The organism is Flavobacteriales bacterium, assembly GCA_021296215.1.
In the GTDB taxonomy this organism is placed as follows: domain Bacteria; phylum Bacteroidota; class Bacteroidia; order Flavobacteriales; family ECT2AJA-044; genus ECT2AJA-044.
The window spans coordinates 1-17,938 of record JAGWBA010000051.1 but is presented as its reverse complement, the minus strand read 5'-3'; the positions used below and the strand labels follow the sequence as shown (position 1 = coordinate 17,938).

Annotated in this window: 18 protein-coding genes and 2 pseudogenes; 10 read left to right on the top strand and 10 right to left on the bottom strand. The window is 50.9% G+C overall.

Annotated features, from left to right (window positions below):
- Positions 1–104: 104 nt before the first annotated feature.
- From J4F31_08855 to tgt, 5 genes are all read right to left on the bottom strand, one after another.
- Entirely contained in the window at positions 105–746 is a 642-nt protein-coding gene (locus J4F31_08855; protein MCE2496666.1) for a hypothetical protein, read from the bottom strand.
- Positions 747–988: 242 nt separating this feature from the next.
- The gene (locus tag J4F31_08850) at positions 989–2,083 is read right to left on the bottom strand and encodes a TlpA family protein disulfide reductase (protein ID MCE2496665.1); all 1,095 of its coding nucleotides are present in this window, start codon (positions 2,081–2,083) and stop codon (positions 989–991) included.
- On the bottom strand, positions 2,080–2,979 hold the full coding sequence (locus J4F31_08845) for an EamA family transporter (GenBank protein ID MCE2496664.1): 900 nt from the start codon (positions 2,977–2,979) through the stop codon (positions 2,080–2,082). The genes J4F31_08850 and J4F31_08845 overlap by 4 nt, the downstream gene beginning before the upstream one ends.
- Positions 2,966–4,042 (bottom strand): LptF/LptG family permease, encoded by a 1,077-nt coding sequence (locus J4F31_08840; GenBank protein ID MCE2496663.1) that lies wholly within the window; start codon positions 4,040–4,042, stop codon positions 2,966–2,968. The genes J4F31_08845 and J4F31_08840 overlap by 14 nt, the downstream gene beginning before the upstream one ends.
- Positions 4,043–5,173, bottom strand: coding sequence for a tRNA guanosine(34) transglycosylase Tgt (gene tgt / locus J4F31_08835; protein ID MCE2496662.1), 1,131 nt, complete (start codon positions 5,171–5,173; stop codon positions 4,043–4,045).
- A 199-nt stretch (positions 5,174–5,372) separates the two neighbouring features.
- Here tgt and J4F31_08830 point away from each other — a divergent pair, with 199 nt between their 5' ends.
- The 6 genes from J4F31_08830 to J4F31_08805 all read left to right on the top strand — a co-directional run bounded on the left by J4F31_08830 (position 5,373) and on the right by J4F31_08805 (position 10,172).
- Positions 5,373–6,455, top strand: a complete 1,083-nt coding sequence (locus tag J4F31_08830) for a glycosyltransferase (protein ID MCE2496661.1) — start codon at positions 5,373–5,375, stop codon at positions 6,453–6,455.
- Positions 6,442–7,029 (top strand): sigma-70 family RNA polymerase sigma factor, encoded by a 588-nt coding sequence (locus J4F31_08825; GenBank protein MCE2496660.1) that lies wholly within the window; start codon positions 6,442–6,444, stop codon positions 7,027–7,029. Before J4F31_08830 ends, J4F31_08825 begins: the two co-directional genes overlap by 14 nt.
- Before the next feature lie 11 nt (positions 7,030–7,040).
- Positions 7,041–7,655, top strand: coding sequence for a 16S rRNA (guanine(527)-N(7))-methyltransferase RsmG (gene rsmG / locus J4F31_08820; GenBank protein ID MCE2496659.1), 615 nt, complete (start codon positions 7,041–7,043; stop codon positions 7,653–7,655).
- 70 nt (positions 7,656–7,725) lie between these two features.
- Positions 7,726–8,055 (top strand): hypothetical protein, encoded by a 330-nt coding sequence (locus tag J4F31_08815; GenBank protein MCE2496658.1) that lies wholly within the window; start codon positions 7,726–7,728, stop codon positions 8,053–8,055.
- A 45-nt stretch (positions 8,056–8,100) separates the two neighbouring features.
- Positions 8,101–9,393: a sulfatase-like hydrolase/transferase gene (locus J4F31_08810; GenBank protein MCE2496657.1), complete on the top strand. Its 1,293-nt coding sequence runs from the start codon at positions 8,101–8,103 to the stop codon at positions 9,391–9,393.
- Complete coding sequence (locus J4F31_08805) at positions 9,339–10,172, top strand: hypothetical protein (GenBank protein MCE2496656.1); 834 nt, start codon at positions 9,339–9,341, stop codon at positions 10,170–10,172. The genes J4F31_08810 and J4F31_08805 overlap by 55 nt, the downstream gene beginning before the upstream one ends.
- A gap of 12 nt (positions 10,173–10,184) precedes the next feature.
- Here J4F31_08805 and J4F31_08800 read toward each other — a convergent pair whose 3' ends face one another.
- Complete coding sequence (locus tag J4F31_08800; protein MCE2496655.1) at positions 10,185–10,367, bottom strand: hypothetical protein; 183 nt, start codon at positions 10,365–10,367, stop codon at positions 10,185–10,187.
- 84 nt (positions 10,368–10,451) lie between these two features.
- Here J4F31_08800 and J4F31_08795 point away from each other — a divergent pair, with 84 nt between their 5' ends.
- The 4 genes and pseudogenes from J4F31_08795 to J4F31_08780 all read left to right on the top strand — a co-directional run bounded on the left by J4F31_08795 (position 10,452) and on the right by J4F31_08780 (position 12,127).
- Entirely contained in the window at positions 10,452–10,847 is a 396-nt protein-coding gene (locus J4F31_08795) for a hypothetical protein (protein MCE2496654.1), read from the top strand.
- 143 nt (positions 10,848–10,990) lie between these two features.
- The gene (locus J4F31_08790; protein ID MCE2496653.1) at positions 10,991–11,503 is read left to right on the top strand and encodes an SUMF1/EgtB/PvdO family nonheme iron enzyme; all 513 of its coding nucleotides are present in this window, start codon (positions 10,991–10,993) and stop codon (positions 11,501–11,503) included.
- A 3-nt stretch (positions 11,504–11,506) separates the two neighbouring features.
- Positions 11,507–11,755, top strand: a pseudogene (locus tag J4F31_08785) (SUMF1/EgtB/PvdO family nonheme iron enzyme).
- 6 nt (positions 11,756–11,761) lie between these two features.
- A pseudogene (locus J4F31_08780) lies at positions 11,762–12,127 on the top strand (SUMF1/EgtB/PvdO family nonheme iron enzyme).
- A 4-nt stretch (positions 12,128–12,131) separates the two neighbouring features.
- On the opposite strand, the gene J4F31_08775 reads toward J4F31_08780, so the two are convergent.
- The 4 genes from J4F31_08775 to J4F31_08760 all read right to left on the bottom strand — a co-directional run bounded on the left by J4F31_08775 (position 12,132) and on the right by J4F31_08760 (position 17,363).
- Positions 12,132–13,085: a haloacid dehalogenase-like hydrolase gene (locus J4F31_08775; GenBank protein MCE2496652.1), complete on the bottom strand. Its 954-nt coding sequence runs from the start codon at positions 13,083–13,085 to the stop codon at positions 12,132–12,134.
- Positions 13,086–13,146: 61 nt separating this feature from the next.
- Positions 13,147–14,646, bottom strand: a complete 1,500-nt coding sequence (locus tag J4F31_08770; GenBank protein ID MCE2496651.1) for an arylsulfatase — start codon at positions 14,644–14,646, stop codon at positions 13,147–13,149.
- Between the two features lie 135 nt (positions 14,647–14,781).
- Positions 14,782–16,554 carry an ATP-binding cassette domain-containing protein gene (locus tag J4F31_08765; GenBank protein MCE2496650.1) on the bottom strand — a complete coding sequence of 591 codons (1,773 nt, stop codon included), beginning with the start codon at positions 16,552–16,554 and terminating at the stop codon, positions 14,782–14,784.
- Positions 16,551–17,363: a 2OG-Fe(II) oxygenase gene (locus J4F31_08760; protein ID MCE2496649.1), complete on the bottom strand. Its 813-nt coding sequence runs from the start codon at positions 17,361–17,363 to the stop codon at positions 16,551–16,553. Before J4F31_08760 ends, J4F31_08765 begins: the two co-directional genes overlap by 4 nt.
- Positions 17,364–17,938 lie beyond the last annotated feature (575 nt).

Here is a 17,938-nt window from a genome sequence, read left to right as displayed (position 1 = left end):
GCTACAATAAATGCTCAAACAAGGTGGAATGGAACCATGTTCGGTTGGTCTAATGTCCGCAGGGATTTATGTGACTATTATTCACCGGGGTTCCAATCAACCAATCAATTCAACTCAAAGAATTCGACCTTCTCTACATCGATGATTCCTTCCATGACCCAAGTATCGTAATCCTCACGATCCAAACACTGAGGATGACGATTGTTCCACGGTGCCTGTGGGCACTGACGACCCGGAACGATCTCAAGGCAAGAAATGTGTAGTGAACGCCATAAGGTACTGTCGGACCTATACCAATTCAAGGTACTCGACCCGGCTTCATTTAGCACATTGGAGATATCCTTGCTTCTATGCAGAACCCGCACATCACTCTCTCGCTCAGTATTCCAGTAAATGATAACGTTTTCGTCCGGGGCGAATTGAGTTGCGGCCTCAACGGCCGGAATCAAATATACGGTGCCCTCAAAGTCCTCATCGATCCGGATAGTAGCGGTAGGTTTCCATTGGGCCACATAAACACCGGTAAACATAGAGGTAAAAATGAGCACGTTCACCATCAGTGCTACAGAGACGAACTTGAACTTTCGCATGGAAGGAATTAGAAGTAATGCACCTGAGATGCCCAGACCCATTAAAAGTGCTATTCCGGCCATGATCGGACTCATTCCCCAAGACCATTGCTTGGCATAGACAATCCAGCCGATTACCAGAGCCGTTAAGATGAGTGTTCCTGCAATGTGACGCATTGGAGTTCTTTGTTCTAAGTGTTGCGTTTTTAGTTAGGACATGAACCGTGAACCATTAATTAGTTCTTAATTCTGTGTTCATAGACCATAAAATACCTCCCGGATTTTCACAACCCAAGATGCCCGCGAATGCGCTCCTCAAGGTCTGCTAGGGCTTCATCGCCCCATCCGACATGATTATCGATTATAACTCCATTTGAGTCGATCAAGAACATGGTCGGATAACCGCTGACTTGATATTCCTACGGAACCCCTCTCTCGCCCAAAACCACAGGGTAGGTCATTCCTTGTGATTTGACGAATTCAACCATCCGATCTTCTTCGAGTTCGTCAAAGCCATCAAATCCAATTACTGCTAAACCTTTATTTCCGTATTCTTCATGCAAATATTGGAGGTCAGTTATGGCCAATAGACATGGATAACAACTCTTGTAGAAGAAATCAATCAAAATGACCTTAGCCTGTATGTCCGATAGCCTGAGGGAGTCTCCATGAATCAAACTTCCAGCCCAAAGTGGGGCGACAGATCCTGTGTCCAATGGATCCGGTCGTTCGCTCCCTCCGGTGTAAGGTGAAATACGGATGTAGTTCGGAATAGAAGTTGGCTGCCACTTTTTATTTAACTCAGTTACGTTTAAATCATACTCAACCAATTCAAAACTTTGGTATTGAATGGCCGTATCAGCTCCCATTTTAAGGTCGTAGCGATCGGTGTACTTTATAGGTAGTAACGATTCTTTGTCTATCCAAATGGCGAACTCTCGATAAATAGGAGGCATGAACTCCGTTGAGTCGTAATCGTAGGTTCTGCTTACTTGTACGCCGTGAACAGATTGCCCGTTCACCAATGATTCTCCCAAATAAGTGTAGGTAAGTTCATAATTTGTATCAAGCGATTCGTATTCCGGGTAAGGTGATCGACTCTTTTCGGTGAAAGGGGAAAACCGCTCTGGGTTACCCGAATTCATGTCGAGCAATTCAGCCCACTCGTCAACGGTTGTCCGAATACCTATGCTGTCTCTTTCTCTGTAGTATACTTTACTGTCGCCGTTGTACACGTGAGATACCGTAGTTGTGTCACTAAAAATCGATTCGCTTCGAAAGTAAAATCCATATATGGTGTCTTCTTCAATATGTTTGAAGAACATAGTTACTTTTCTGCCTACCGTATCGGTGTCCGTTAATGGTTTCCAGCTAAAATCCATGGCGAAATAGCCCGAATCTACTCTTTCTAAGGCCGCTCTTGAATCGCGTAAGAGTTGTTTGGGGTCTTGTGACTCGTTGCATCCCGAAAGAATAAGAGCGGTTAGTGCGGAAGCCAGAAAGATTCTGTTCATTTGATGTTGGTATTTACCCGACGCCTGAGAAAACGTCTGAGTAGTCCGTTCCCAAAAACAGCAGCCATGATCAACAATGTACCTAAATAAAAGCTCAAATTCATCCGTTCGGCATCGCCAAAAATGAGGAAGGCCAAGATAATTCCATAAACGGGTTCCATGTTGATGGTGAGCACCACGGTATAAGGATTCAGGTATTTCATCACCTGTACCGATACGATGAACGCGTACGCCGTACATACCGTACCGAGCACGAGGAGCCAAACCCAATCCATAGCGGGTGGATCGAACATCTGAGGTGTGAATCGGCCCGAGAGGGCGAGATAAACAGAGATCGCAAGCACGCCGCCGATCATTTCGTAGGTGGTGATAACGGTTGGCCGATGCCTCTTGGTGAACACGCCGTTGAGCACGGCAAAGGCCGCGGCCAAAAAGGCGGAGATAAGCGCCGTAACGATGCCCCATTCGTATCCGGTGGTCACCTCAAAAATGACGGAGATCCCGGCTATGGTGAGGAGTCCGAAAAAGATCTCGCTGAATTGGATGCGCCGTCTGAATATCAGGGGTTCCAGAAAACTCGTGAACAGTGCGCTGGAGCTCAAGCACGCCAGAGTGATGCTCACGTTTGAGATCTTGACGGCGTGGAAAAAGGTGATCCAGTGCGCAGCCGTTATGGCACCGGTGCCGATCATTTGAAGGGCGGGTTTCCAGCCAACGGTTAAGTCGATCTTGCGGATGCGGGTCCAGATATACAGGCTAATGGCCGCGATGAGCATGCGGTGCCAAACGAGTTGTGTGGCGGGCAAGGTGATCAGTTCGCCGAGGATGGCGGTAAAACCCCACACGAATACGACGAAGTGGAGTTGCAACTGACCTTTTATCTCATTCGAGTGCACGGCGGTAAAGGTATAGGGCTAGAATACCGAAGGTAATGTTGGGAATCCAAACGGCCAGCGCCGGCGAAAGGTTTCCGTTCGTAGCAAATGTGGTGCTCACCTGCATAAAGAAGATGTAAACGAAAATAGCCGCGAACCCCAAGGCAATATTCATTCCCAATCCGCCCCGCCGCTTTCGGTAACTAATACTTACGCCGATGAGCGTCAATACATAGGTCGCGATCGGTAGCGAGAACCGACGGTTTCGCTCTACATAGTAGTAGACGAGGTTTTCGGAGCCACGAAACTCTTCTTCGGTGATGAATTTGTTAAGTTCGTTGTAGTCCATGGTTTCGATGGTGTACAACTTGGTCACCAGGTCATCGGGACCGAAATTGAGTACCGTATCCTTCCGGTTTCCGCGCTCCAGCGTCTCTTCCCATCCATTGATCCGGCGTGCGTAGTAGTTTTCGAGCCGCCAAATGTTTTCGGTAGAATCCCACCGCAGAAAATCCGCCAACAGCTTATACCGCAGACTGTCGTTGCTGAATTGCTCCAGCGAAAAGTGGTACCCCGCTTTTTTGGCGGTGTTGAAACTCTCGAGGTAAATATAAGTGTCGGGACCGATTTTGCGGTGCAAATTCCGATAACGGTTGCTACTCGTTCCATTGACGTATGTCCACTCAAAATCGAGCCGCGCTTCATTCGCGTGCGGAATAAAGAAATTGTTCAGATACAAACTTATAACAACCAGTACCGTAGCGGCAATGATGTAGGGGCGAAGCAGGCGGTTAAAGCTTATGCCACCCGCCAGGATGGCGACTATCTCGGTATTTTGTGCGAGTCGACTCGTGAAAATGATCACCGCAACAAAAATGATGAGCGCTGAAAATAGGTTGCCGTAGTAAAAGGCGAAGTTCATATAGTAGTCGAAAAAGATCACCCTCAACGGAATGTCGTGCTTCACGAAATTGTCGACCTTTTCACTCACATCGAACACTATCGCGATGAGCAGGATCATCGAGATCACGAAGAAAAAGGTTCCCAGAAAGCGGAACACGATGTAGCGATCGAGCAGTTTCAATTACAGACAGTTTTCGAGTTTCGGCACCATTTGATCTTTCCAAGATCGGAAATCGCCGGCCAAAATGTGCTTACGGGCCTCCTTTACCAACCACAAATAGAAGGCTAAATTGTGGATACTCGCGATTTGCTTGCCCAAGTACTCGTTACTGTGTATGAGGTGGCGCATATAAGCTTTGCTATACGCCTGATCCACGTAGCTGGTACCGTTCGGATCGAGCGGACTAAAATCATTCGCCCACTTTTTGTTGCGCAGATTAATGATCCCCTCCGAAGTGAAGATCTGCCCGTTGCGAGCATTGCGGGTGGGCATCACACAGTCGAACATATCGATCCCGAGTCCGATGCTTTCCAGAATATTGGCCGGTGTACCTACGCCCATTAAGTAGCGCGGCCTATCGGCCGGAAGAATATCCGTAACGGCATCTGTCATCCCGTACATGTCTTCTTTCGGCTCTCCGACGCTGAGTCCGCCAATGGCATTGGCCTCGCGGTCCATCGAGGCGATGAATTCGGCACTCTGCTTCCGCAGATCGGGATACACGCTACCTTGCACGATCGGAAACAGCGTTTGCTCGTACCCGTACTTTCCCTCTCCTGCATCAAAGTGCTCGCAACAGCGTTTGAGCCAGCGGTGGGTCATGTGCATGCTGCGCTTGGCGTAGTCGTAGTCGCAAGGGTAGGGCGTACACTCGTCGAATGCCATGATGATATCGGCCCCAATGGTCCTCTGCACGTCTACAGCGACCTCTGGACTAAAAAAAAGTTTTCGGCCATCGATGTGGCTCTTAAAATGAACGCCTTCTTCCTTGATCTTGCGGGTATCGGGCAGCGAATAAACTTGATAGCCACCGCTATCCGTCAAAATAGGCTTGTCCCATCCGATGAACTTGTGGAGTCCGCCCGCGGCTTCCAACACCTCCAATCCGGGACGCAAATACAAATGGTAGGTATTGCCCAGAATGATCTGGGCCTCGATATCCTCTGCCAATTCGTGCTGATGCACCCCTTTGACCGTTCCGGCCGTGCCCACCGGCATAAAGATCGGCGTCTCTACCTCGCCGTGCGCCAGTGTCATTTTCCCGGCCCGCGCCTTTGAGGCCGGATCCGTAGCTTCAAGCGTAAACTGCATGGGGGCAAAGGTACTTAATGTGAGTTCTTAGTTCTTAGTTTTGAGTTCTTAGTTTACCAAACGGCTCCGCAATGTCAATAGCTGGGTTAATACGAATATCTCGCGGTTCAGGTAATTTCAATTGGTCCAGAACTTCTAACTTTCCGACTGGGCTTTAAAACCGAGTTACCCAACTAATAACTAAGAATTAAGAACTTCGTTGCTCCCCCTCCTCACCATATCGATCATCATACTAGGGACCTACGATTTCCTCTTCTTCGCGACGCTGCAAAGCGAGCCCCTCGTTCACGAGCCCCAGTCGTGGCCGCAGGTGAGCATCCTCACTTGTGTGAAGGACAATGAAGAAGGTTTGCGGCGCCTCGCGGCGCGATTAGCCACTCAGTCGTACGGGGCCGAAGTGCAGTGGGTGGTGGTCGACGACGGCGATTCGCTCGGTCCGAATTTCGATCCTCGTTTGCCCTATAATTTCACATTGACCATCGTCGTCCTGAAGGACAAAGAGCTTCCCGGAAAAAAAGGGGCTGTATTGGCCGGATGGGAACAGGTGCAGCACGATCTCATTTTATCCATCGATGCCGATTGCGTACCCCGGACCAACCAGTGGATCCGCGAACTCATCCGCCCGCTCACGGGCGGCACCCCGGCGGTGTTGGGTTATGGCGATTACGAAAAGAGGCCCGGCCTGCTCAGCGATCTTATTCAAACCGAAACGGCCCAAACGGCGATGCTGTACCTTTCATCGGCCCGTAGGGCCAAACCTTACATGGCCGTGGGACGCAACTGGGCCTACCGACGGTGGAGCACCATGGCCGACGACTTGCGGGCCGATGCCGATGTCCTGAGCGGCGACGACGATCTGTTGCTACAGCGGCGTAACCTTTCCGACGTTTCGCTTCGCTGGCGCATTCAATCGCATTCCGTGAGCATTGCGCCCGAAACCCGGGCCGAATGGCTCCGCCAAAAAATGCGTCACGCCGAAACAGGCCGCCGGTACGACCCGCGCTCCCTGATCTACCTTGCCCTCTTTCACGGGGCCCAAGTGAGCTTCTGGATCGGTCTCCTCGGCGGCTGCTTTTATAGTCCGTATGTGTTGCTGTCGCTGATGTTGTCGTTGGCCTACGCCATCATGAGCACCCTGCTCCGCTATCCATTTTATAAGGCCATTGGCAAAACAAGCCTGCTCTGGAAACGTTGGTACCTTACGCCGATTCTGCTCGGATTTATGTTTCTTTGGGGCCTCGGGTCCCTTCGCCCGCGAAAAAACTGGAATGCACCAACCTGATTCCCACGAAAACGAGAACGAACTCATCGCCCTGGCCCGGTCGGGCGACGAACAAGCCAAAGCACACTTGGTGCAACGATTCTGGGAGCCTCTTTACCGCCACCTGCAAAGCCGAACCCAGTGCCCGGAAGACGCCGAAGATGCTACCATTATGGCCTTTACCAAAGCATTACAAGGCCTTTCGAGTTACGACGATCAACACGCTTTTTCGACTTGGCTGTTTCGCATCGGTCAAAATAGTCTCACCGATCTGCACCGCGCCCAAAAAGGAGTGGTGGTCAGGTTCGACGACGAACGCATAGGCGATACTTTGCGGTGGGTTTTATTGGGGCGGCCTGCGGCCGGATTATCCCCTGAAGAGGAATTGATAAGAAAACAGCGTCACAGCGCTGTGCGCGAAGTGATAAATCAGCTGAAACCGCATTATCGCCAACTCGTTGAGATGCGCTACCTGCAAGAGCGGTCTTACGAAGAGATCAGCACTGAACTCGATATGCCTCTGGGCAGCCTGAAGGCGAAATTGTCGCGCGCACGTGGACTCCTTGAGAGTATATTTCGATCTTCGTCTTTGTGAAAGCCGAACGCATTTTTCATTATTTCCCGGAAGTCGATAGCGATCAGCACTCAAAGATCGGCCAGCTTTTGGCTCTTTACCTAGAGTGGAACGCCCAGATCAACGTGATCTCGCGCAAGGATACCGAGCACTTTTACGAACGCCACGTGCTGCATTCGCTGGGAATCGCCAAAGTGCTAAAATTCAACCCCGGAGCTAAGGTGCTCGACGTAGGCACGGGTGGGGGCTTCCCGGGAATTCCACTGGCCATTATGTTCCCCGATACCGAGTTTCGATTGGTCGACTCGATCGGTAAAAAGATCAAGGTAGTGAATGCGATCGCCGATGAGTTCGAGCTTGCGAACGTGACCGCCGTGCATCAACGGGCCGAAAAGGTCAAGGATAAATTCGATTTTGTGGTGAGCAGAGCCGTAACCCGCATGGATGCCTTTGTGCCGTGGGTGCGGAAAAAGATTCTGGCCGAAAGCAAACACCAACTAGCCAACGGCATTCTCTACCTCAAAGGCGGCGACCTTAGCGAAGAGCTGGCTCCTTTTCCAAAGGCCACGCTAACGCCCTTGAGCTCCTTTTTTTCCGAGGAGTTCTTTGAAACCAAGCAAGTTGTTCATCTGCCCGTAGGGCATTAAATTAAAGTAAACGGCCTCGAGTTTTTGGAGATTATTCTACATTGTCATCTCCTGACTAACTCATGGGTACATGTTAACCTCCTCCTTTTGGCGCCAACCACTTTCCGTGCTTACCGCCGCTCTCATTCTCCTCACCGCAACATTTAGTGGGTGTACCACACCTGCTGACGATTCCGAAACTTCGGCAAAGTCCGACGATGATTTCAACGGAAAAATCGCCCTCGACATACGCGATTCTGAATCCGATTGGAGTGCTTACACGCCAAAGCGGGCACCCGAAGGCTCGCCCAATATTCTGTTCGTTTTGTACGACGATACCGGGTTGGGAGCTTGGTCGCCCTACGGTGGGCGAATCAATATGCCCACGCTCGATCGATTGGCCGCAAACGGGCTCACCTAAACGCAGTGGCATACTACGGCACTTTGCTCTCCCACGCGTTCAACCATTTTAACGGGTCGCAACCACCACCTCAACGGTATGGCCGCCATTACGGAAACAGCCGACGGTTATCCGGGGTCTAACGGGAATGTGCCCGATGACTGCGCAGCCTTTGCAGAGATCATTCGCGAAAATGGATACAGTACTTTTTGGCCGGGTAAAAACCACAACGTTCCTGAAACGGACGTGGCCCCCGGAGGAAGCAGAGCCAGTTGGCCCACTTCGATCGGATTCGATCGTTTTTATGGCTTCATCGGAGGAGAAACCAATAACTGGTATCCGGATTTCGTTCGCGACAATAGCTTCATAGAGCCCCCTTACGGCCCGGAAGAAGGGTACCACTTGAGTAAGAACCCGGCCGATCAGGCGATCCAAATGTTGCGCGATCAAAAATCGACCAACCCATCAAAGCCATGGTACATGTGGTTTTGCCCCGGAGCGAATCACGCGCCCCATCACGCACCTGAAGAATGTATCGCCAAGTACGAGGGTATGTTCGACGACGGTTACGATGCCTACCGCGATTGGGTAGTCGAGCGCATGATCGAACGCGGCATATTGCCCGAGGGTTCGGTGAATACCGAAATGAACCCGATGCCTGAAGACATGGCTAATCCGGCCGATTACGTTCGCCCGTGGGAATCACTCAACGACGACGAGAAAAAGCTCTTTTCGCGTATGGCCGAGGTTTACGCTGGGTTTTCGGAGTACACCGATGTTCAGATCGGTCGTGTGATCGACTACCTCGAAGAAACGAATCAACTCGAAAATACCATTGTCATTTATGCGGCTGATAACGGCGCCTCCGGTGAAGGGTCACCAAACGGTTCTGTGAATGAGAACAAGTTCTTCAACGGATATCCGGATGAATTAAGCGAGAACCTCAAGTATATGGAAGTGCTGGGCGGCCCCGAGACCTACAACCACTTTCCGACTGGCCGGGCTTCTGCTTTCAGCGCACCTTTCAAGATGTTCAAGCGCTATTCTAATTACGCGGGCGGAACCAATGATCCGCTCGTGATTTCTTGGCTGGCCGGAATCAAGGCACGGGGCGAAATTCGCCACCAGTATCACCACAGTGTAGACACTGTACCGACCCTCCTCGAAGTTTGCGGTATCGATATGCCAGAGGTTTTTAATGGCGTTGAGCACCCCCCCTTTCAGGAGTCTCCATGGCCTATACTTTTGATGCGGAACCCGAGGCTCCAACCCAAAAAGAAACCCAGTACTACACTATGTTGGGAATGCGCGGTATATGGCACAACGGCTGGGAAGCCGTTGCCGTGCATGCTCCTCTGACCGGAAAAGGAAACTTTGACGAAGATGAATGGGAGCTCTATCATGTGGATGTGGACCGCTCGGAGTCAAACAACCTCGCCGAGGAGAATCCAGAGAAACTTCAAGAACTCATTGATCTCTGGTTCGATGAAGCCAAAAAGAATAAAGTATTGCCGTTGGACGATCGCTCCGCTGCTGAGCTGCTCACCACGGAGCGTCCGGCACAAGAGCCACCACGCGAACGATACATTTACTATCTAAATACCTCAGCGGTGCCCGAAGCGGTCGCCGTAAACGTTCGCGGACGCGACTACAAGATTCTTTCCAACGTAGAGCTCGAGTCGGATGCCTCCGGAGTTATTTTTGCCCACGGCTCGCGCTTCGGTGGACATGCCCTCTTTATCAAAGACGGTAAGTTGCACTACACGTACAACTTCCTCGGCATCAAACCCGAACAGCACTTCGTGTCGGACCGGGTGATCGGAGCTGGTGAATTCACGGTCGGAATGGAATTCAAGCGCGATTCCACCGGGGAGTACGGCGAGCATTATGGCTACATGAAGCTCTACATCGATGATGAGGTCGTGGCCGAAGGTCCTATGAAGACTCAGCCGGCGAAATTCACATTATCGGGCGATGGCCTTTGCGTCGGGTACGATAGTGGTGATGCGGTTAGCGAGTACTACCCGACTCCGAGTGAGTTCGAAGGCGGAAAAATACAGTTCGTTGGGGTCACGGTCGAAAGCGAACCTTACCGCAACCTCGAGCTGGAAGCCAAGCGTGTCATGATGTCGCAATAAGCGACATCCGATTCAACCGTGTATGGCCCTTAGGGCCTCAAACACCAAGAACGCAGGCCAAACGATGGCTTTTAAAAATCCGACCACACCGGACCGGAATCCGGTCGCAGCGGGAATGTAATAGATCACGGCCTCTACGAAGCTCAATCCATAAACGGCTGAGTTGGGGCCGTTTTGTTGCACCTTGTCTTTCATGGCAAGTGGTTTTGAGTAAATTTAATCACCTTTGCGAGACTAAAAAATGACCTTCAGCAGCCGCCTGAATTTGATTACATACCCATGAAAAAACTAATTGTTTTTCTCCTTTTGCTTCCGATTTTATGGGTCGGACAATCCGAGCAAGAGCAGATTGAAATCCTCCCTATATACCCGGAGAAAAACCGGGTGATGATCATGCTGGGTCATGTGTTTATTCCCAAGGCTTTGAACTTGGCAGAAGGTCAGGGAAGAGGCGTGGCACTCCCCGTTTGGTCGATCGGTTATAATTATCACCTGCACGAAAAATGGGTCATTGGTTTACACACCGACATCACCGTTCAGAGTTTCGAGGTGGAGCGTGGATCCAAAGAAGCGCAACTCGATCGCTCTTATCCGATCGCCCCGGCGCTCATGGTCGGACATAGAGTTTTGGAGCACGGCACTATTCTGGTCGGTGGCGGATACGAGATCGAATAGCACGAAAACTTTGCCTTGGCGCGGGCCGGAATCGAATGGGGATACGACTTTCTAGAGCAATTCGAAGTCTCCGGCGCCCTCGAATACGACTATCGCTTCGAAGCCTACGACAGCTTCAGTTTCATGTTTGGAATATCGTACCTATGGTAAAAAGATCGGCCGTTTTCATTTTAATCTTTTTTTCAGCCTACGGCTGGATGTGCTGCTCTGCCGGCCCGTCTGATCAAGTTGGATCCGACAAGAGTTGTGTCGGGTGCGATTCAACGGCTCAAAGTCCGCGTTCCGGTATGGTATCCACGGAGCGCGATATATCCGGCTCGTCCGGGGTCATCGATACGTCCGACATGGTCTACATTCCAGGTCAGCTCTTTCGTATGGGAGCCTCCGACAACAAAGGCAGGGCCGATGAGTATCCGTCGCATTGGGTTCGCGTTAACCCCTTTAGGATAGCCAAACACGAAGTCACCAATGCCGAGTTTCGCGCTTTTGTAGAAGCGACTGGCTACGTCACCATTGCCGAGCGCGATGTCGATTGGGAGCAACTCAAAACGCAGGTTCCGCCCGGAACGCCAAAGCCGGCCGATAGTTTGCTCGCTGCCGGATTCCTCGTCTTTGATCCGCACGACCACGAAGTCGACCTCAACGACTACACCTAGTGGTGGGCCTGGCAAACGGGGGCCGATTGGCGTCATCCGCGCGGGCCCGAAAGCTCCATCGACGGCTTCGATGATCATCCCGTGGTACAGGTGTGTTGGTTCGATGCAGTGGCTTATTGCGATTGGGTCGGAGTGCGCTTGCCGACCGAGGCGGAGTGGGAGTGTGCGGCACGTGCGGGTCGTCAAGAGGCTATTTACGCCCGGGGAACGGAGTACGTAGCATCCGGCGAACCGAAGGCCAATGCCTGGTAAGGCGGATTTCCATATGAAAATCGTGCCGAAGACGGATTTGCCTCTACGGCGCCGGTGGGCAGTTTTTCGCCAAACCCTTACGGATTGTACGATATGTCCGGAAATGTATGGGAGTGGTGCTCCGATTGGTACAGTGCCAACGAATACTTGAAACATAAGAGCGACACCCTCATCGACCCGCAGGGTCCGAATAGATTATACGATCCGCGCGATCCCTATGGGAGCAAGCGCAGCCAGCGGGGAGGTAGTTATTTGTGTAACGAAGAGTATTGCAGCAGTTACCGCGTAAGTGCGCTTATGCCCGGATACGAAGATACCGGCATGCCGCATGTGGGGTTCCGCGTGATGGTAAGTGCTACTCGGGGTAAATAGTTTTTCAATTGCTTTTCATATCCACCACCAGCCATCCGTCGCGTGTAGCCTGATCGAGTCCGGCATCGAGGCTTCCGACATGACTGTCGCGGTCATAGGCCCATTCGCGCAGGCTATCGGTGTGGTGAATGTAGACTTGGAGCGATTTATAGGGCGAAGTGGTGCTGTACTGCAGCATAGCGAGGTCACCGTCCGAGTTTCCGACGGACATGATCGGGGTGTGGCCAATGATGTGATAGATCGAAACGACCTTTCCCTCTTTGTCATTCAGGAATTCCAGAGCTCCTGTTCGTCGAATAACCGGACCTGTGGAATCGTTTTCGAAGACCACCTCGGGCCGTGTGCCGACCACTTGTTCTGCCGGAATGCCATAAACTGATTCGGTCCAGGGGCGCATGAAATGGAGTCCGCCCCCGCTCACGATGTAGGTCTTGAATTCATTTGCTCGGAGGTAGTCGAGCAATTCGAGCATGGGTTGATACACCATTTCGGTATACCGCTTTCCGGATTCGGGGTGCCGTGCCGTATCGACCCACGCTTCTACGATCGTTTTAAATTCGGGAGCGGTCATACCGGTGTGTGTGGCGTTGAGCAGAGGGTACAGCGTTTCTAATCCGCCCGCTAGGGCGCCATCCAAATCTTCATAGCCGATTTGGCGAGCTCGGTCGATGGCGAAATAGAGCTGGAAGTACATGGGCTGTTCGCTCCAGAGCGTGCCGTCGTTGTCGAAGGTGGCGATGCGTTCGGCTACCGGCACAAAATCCGGGTTGTTGGGATCGGTGGCGGATTCGACAAATTTGATGATGCGGTCGCGATGGGAGCCTTCAATCCACGAGGGAAGGGGATCATGAGATTCGACGTTAGTGGTTTCACTGCCCTGATCGTTGGGGTCGTTATTGAGCGGGGAGCACTGAGCAAGGAGTGCAACGAGCAATATGAGTGATATAGACTTGTACATGATAGTTCGATAAAAAGCCCGAGTTAACGCTCGGGCTTTTGTTGTATATGGGTTTTGTGTTTTATCGCGCTCCGCCCGAGCTTTGCAGCTGCTCCATCACTTTATCGAGCGAGAAGCTGGCGGCCTTCATGCGCGGTGGATACTCTTCGAAGGTGCCGAGGAATTCTGCGACGATGGCCTGCGCTGGAACCAGCATAAACACGTGGTCGAGAACCCAGTCGTAGTAAGTATTCGAAGTAATTTGGGCGAATTCATAGGGGTCGCGCCGCAAGTTAAAAATCAAGGGTACGCGGAGCGGAGTAAAGGGTTCGGTCCACACTTGCAGCGTTCCTTTGGCGCGTTGTTCCATGAAGATGATCTTCCAGTCTTTGTAACGAAGAGCAGTAAGGTCGCTATCGTCACTGAAATAGAAAAGCTCTTTACGGGGCGACTCCACTTCCTGGGTATTTTTTAAGTGATCCAAGATGTTGTATCCATCGAGGTGTATTTTGTATGAACGCCCATTAGCGGTTTTTCCCTTGAGAAGTTCGTCGGTTACTTTATCGTTTCCGGCGGCAGCGATTAATGTGGGAACCCAATCCATACCCGATACGATTTCGTTGGATATTTGTCCGGCCGGGATATCCTTAGGCCAGCACACCATGGCAGGTACGCGCCAGCCACCTTCCCAGTTGGTATTTTTTTCGCCTCGGAATGGATTCACGCCGGCATCTGGCCATGTGTTCTTGTGTGGTCCATTGTCCGTGCTATACATGACGATTGTGTTGTCCACGATATCGAGTTCCTCGAGTAATTGTAAGAATTTACCCAGGTGCATATCATGTTCCACCATACCATCGCCGTACTCGTTTTGACCAGAGATTCCGCGCATTTCATCTTTGACGTGCGTGCGGAAGTGCATGCGTGTTCTGTTCCACCAAACGAAGAAGGGTTCACCAGCTTCAACCGCCTCCCGAATGAATCGCATGGCTTCTTCAGACGATTCGTCATCGATGGTTTCCATACGCTTCTTGGTCAATGGCCCGGTATCTTCAATGCGACCGTCGGCGTACGAGTGAATGACGCCACGAGGATCGAAATTTTTGCGGAAGTTCGGGTATTCTTCGAGATCCGGATAATCGGGAAGTTCCGGTTCCTCTTCGGCATTAAGGTGATAGAGGTTTCCGAAAAACTCATCGAAGCCGTGATTCGTAGGCAAGTGTTCATCGCGATCGCCGAGGTGGTTCTTGCCGAATTGACCGGTTCGGTAACCAAGCGGTTTCAGCATTTCGGCAATGGTCGGGTCCTCTTCGGAGATGCCTTCTTTGGCTCCGGGTATCCCGACCTTACTGAGTCCGGTGCGGAAAACACTTTGACCCAGAATAAAGCTCGCTCGACCAGCAGTACAGCTTTGTTCGGCATAGTAGTCGGTGAAGATCACACCATCGTCTGCGATCTTGTCGATGTTTGGCGTTCGGTAGCCCACCATGCCCATAGTGTAGGCGCTGATGTTCGATTGACCAATGTCGCCGCCCCACAGGACGAGTATGTTTGGCTGCTTTTGTCCGTAAGCCGCGGTCATGAATAACAAGCTCGCGACTGCGGCCAGTAGCCATGGACGCAGAGAGGAGAGTAGGAAGTGCATACCGTACTTTAAATGGTTTATAAGCACAATTTAGTAGAATTACCTAAATAACAGAGTTACATCCATGTTAATTTAGGAGTTCGCAAAGTACCCTTGAAGTTCATTGAGCTCCCGATAGCGCGATTCGGGCAAGGCCATGAGCTCGGTGTGCGTTCCCTGTTCAATAATTCGGCCTTCTTGCAGTACGAGAATATTATTGGCACTACGGATGGTGCTTAAACGGTGTGCGATCACGAGTGAGGTACGTCCTTTCATGAGCTTTTCGAGAGCATCTTGAACCAATCGTTCCGATTCGCTATCGAGACTACTCGTAGCTTCGTCGAGGACGAGGATGCACGGGTCTTTGAGCACTGCGCGGGCAATGGCGATCCGCTGGCGCTGACCTCCGCTGAGCTGCACTCCGCGTTCCCCGACGATGGTATCTAATCCGTCCGAAAACCGCTCTATGAATTCTAGGGCATTGGCCATTTGCGCAGCCTGTCGAATTTCGTCTTCACTGGCCCCGGGTTTTCCGTACTCGATATTTTCGCGAATAGTTCCGCCAAAGAGCAGTACATCTTGGGGTACCAATGCCATTTGATGACGTAAATCGCTTAAATCGAATTCACTAGCGAGTTTACCGTCAAAGAGAATTTGGCCTTGCTGGGGATGGTAGAACTGATACAGCAGCTGAACAATGGTCGATTTACCCGCGCCGCTGGCTCCAACTAAGGCGATTTGCTGTCCAGGTTCGGCAATGAAACTCAGATCATCGATGACTTTCATATCGGGTCGCGACGGGTAGGCAAGGGTGATGCCCTTAAATTCCACGGCTCCTTTCAATTGAAGGTCTTCGTGTTCCTCTTTGATGTCCTCGGTGGGGTGTTCCAAAATCTCCATCAACTCTTCCGTAGCGCCGATTGCCTTTTGAATCCGAGCGTATACGTCGGCCAATCCGCCGATCGACCCACCGATGAAGACCGAATAGATGACGAAGCTGAAAAGCTCGCCAATGGCTATTTCTCCGGCTTGAACGAGAACGGACCCTCTCCATATCACGGCTACGATGGCTCCGAAAAGTCCTGTAATTATAAAGCTTGAAAAAGCTCCGCGGTAGACACCGCCTTTGATGGCTGTTTTTGCGACTTCATTGGTTTTGACCGTATATCGAGCGATCTCAAAGAATTCATTCGCGAAGGCCTTTACACTCTGAATTCCTTGAAGGGTTTCTTCGACGATGGTATTCGATTCGGCCACTTGTTTTTGGACGTCCTTACTGAACTTTCGAATGAATCGGCCAAAGAATACCGCGATGACCATGATGGCAGGTAAAATAGCCAGCATGAATAAGGTGAGTTTCATACTGGTGATCGCCAACAAGGTGATACCTCCAACAATGATGATCATCTGTCGAATGAATTCGGCCAAGGTAGTGGTGAACGTCTCTTGAAGCAATGCGACGTCTGCCGAAATCCGCGAGTTGAGTTCACCTACGCGCTTTTCGCTGAAGAAACTCATCGGTAATTTGATGAGGTGCTTGTATGTAGCCTGGCGCAAGGCCGCGAGCATTTTTTCGGTAACCCGAACGAAGATGACGATCCTAAAATAGCTGAGAACGGCTTGAGCGACTAAGATAACTATGAGTACAAGGGCTACTTCGTCGATGCGTTCAACGAATTCCGTACTCGCACTATCTACGAGGTCTCCGAGGTATTTCGGGAAGGCCAGTGAAGCTAGACTCGACCCCAGCAAAAAGAGGAGTCCGATCCCGAACTCGACCCGGTGTGGTCTTAAGTATACGAGCAATTTTTTGGCCTTCTTCCAGGAGCCGGCCATGCTCGTTTTCTTAGGCTTGTCCTTGCTCATTTCTTGTTTTTGTCCTGGAAGTCCAGACTCTTAACCCCTAGTGTCTTCAGCAACCGCTTACCCCGAATCTTGGCAAACTCCTTTAAGTTGGTCACGACCTTGCGGATCGGAGAATCATCGGGTCGTGAGCGAAACTGAGAATCGCGATACACGAAGTTTTCAGGGATGGGGGTGTAGAAATAGGTGTAAAAGCTTTTGCGTGTTTCGCCTTCAGGTACGTTAATTCGTCCATAGCCATGGGGAGAATTGTTGTCCGTTTCAAAGATCACAGCTCTGTTGAAACTCGGAGCGTACTTGTGGTACATCTCCTTCATGCCCTTGTCCCAAAGTTCTAGATGACCACCGTACTCGTCTTTCCAATTCTTGTTCAAGTAAATCAACAGGTTGATCCTGCGCCAGAGCCCTTTTTCCGGATTCATGTTTACGTCTACGTGAACATCGACATAACTTCCGTTAGTGCCTTGGTGAACGCCTGAGCCCAGTGCGTCGGTGGTCGTATGCAATTCGTCGATGCCGGTAATGCGGCTCATATAGGCACAGAAATCATCGCTCTTGATGAACTCGCGCAGTTCGCTGAACGCAGGGTGAAATCGATCGAAGTGGTAGTCTTCGGCCTTGTCTTCATTCAAACTTTTCCGGCGGACCTTAAGGTCGGTCATGCTCGGAAAGTTACCGTAGAGTTGGTCGGCCAGTTCCTCGTTCAAGAATCCGTCCAAGGCCAAATGCCGACAGGGCTCCGCAGTGTCGAAATCGCGTTTCAGCTGCTTTTCAGCTGCCTCGCCCCAGTATTTATCGTTGATCAAGCCCATAGTTTAGTGTTGAAGCACAAAGGTAAGGTTTAATGGATACAAGCCATAGGCCGTGAGCCGTGAGCTATGAGCCGAAAGAGTTCATTTTATTAGATAAAGTGAATTTTGACTGCGCCAAAGTGAACTCGCTCTAAGCGATTATATGGTTATCGACTCCGATAGGATTACACTGGGGCGTAGCCCCGATGAACTCGCGACCAAGCGAATTTGATTCCTCCCCCTCCCCCGCCAGTACTGGACAATGATTTGCTTCGCGAGTTAATTTCGGCTAAGTCGAAGTACATTTGCTCTTCGAACGAGTAAATGGCCATTGAATTCGGGAGGAATATACTCGCGCAAGGCGCGAATTCACCTAAACCTTGCCAATATTCACAAGGATTCAGCCCCAACCCCCGCCAGCGGGGGGCATTTACTCCCAATAACCATTAACTATTTTATCAACCAATCAACCAATCAACCAATCAATCAACCTTCAGTAAGAACGAATAAAGAATTCAAAAGGCTTAAGACCGGAACAATTGGATAGATTTGTTCTGTAATGCCTGTAAAATATAGCAAACTCAGCGATTACAAAA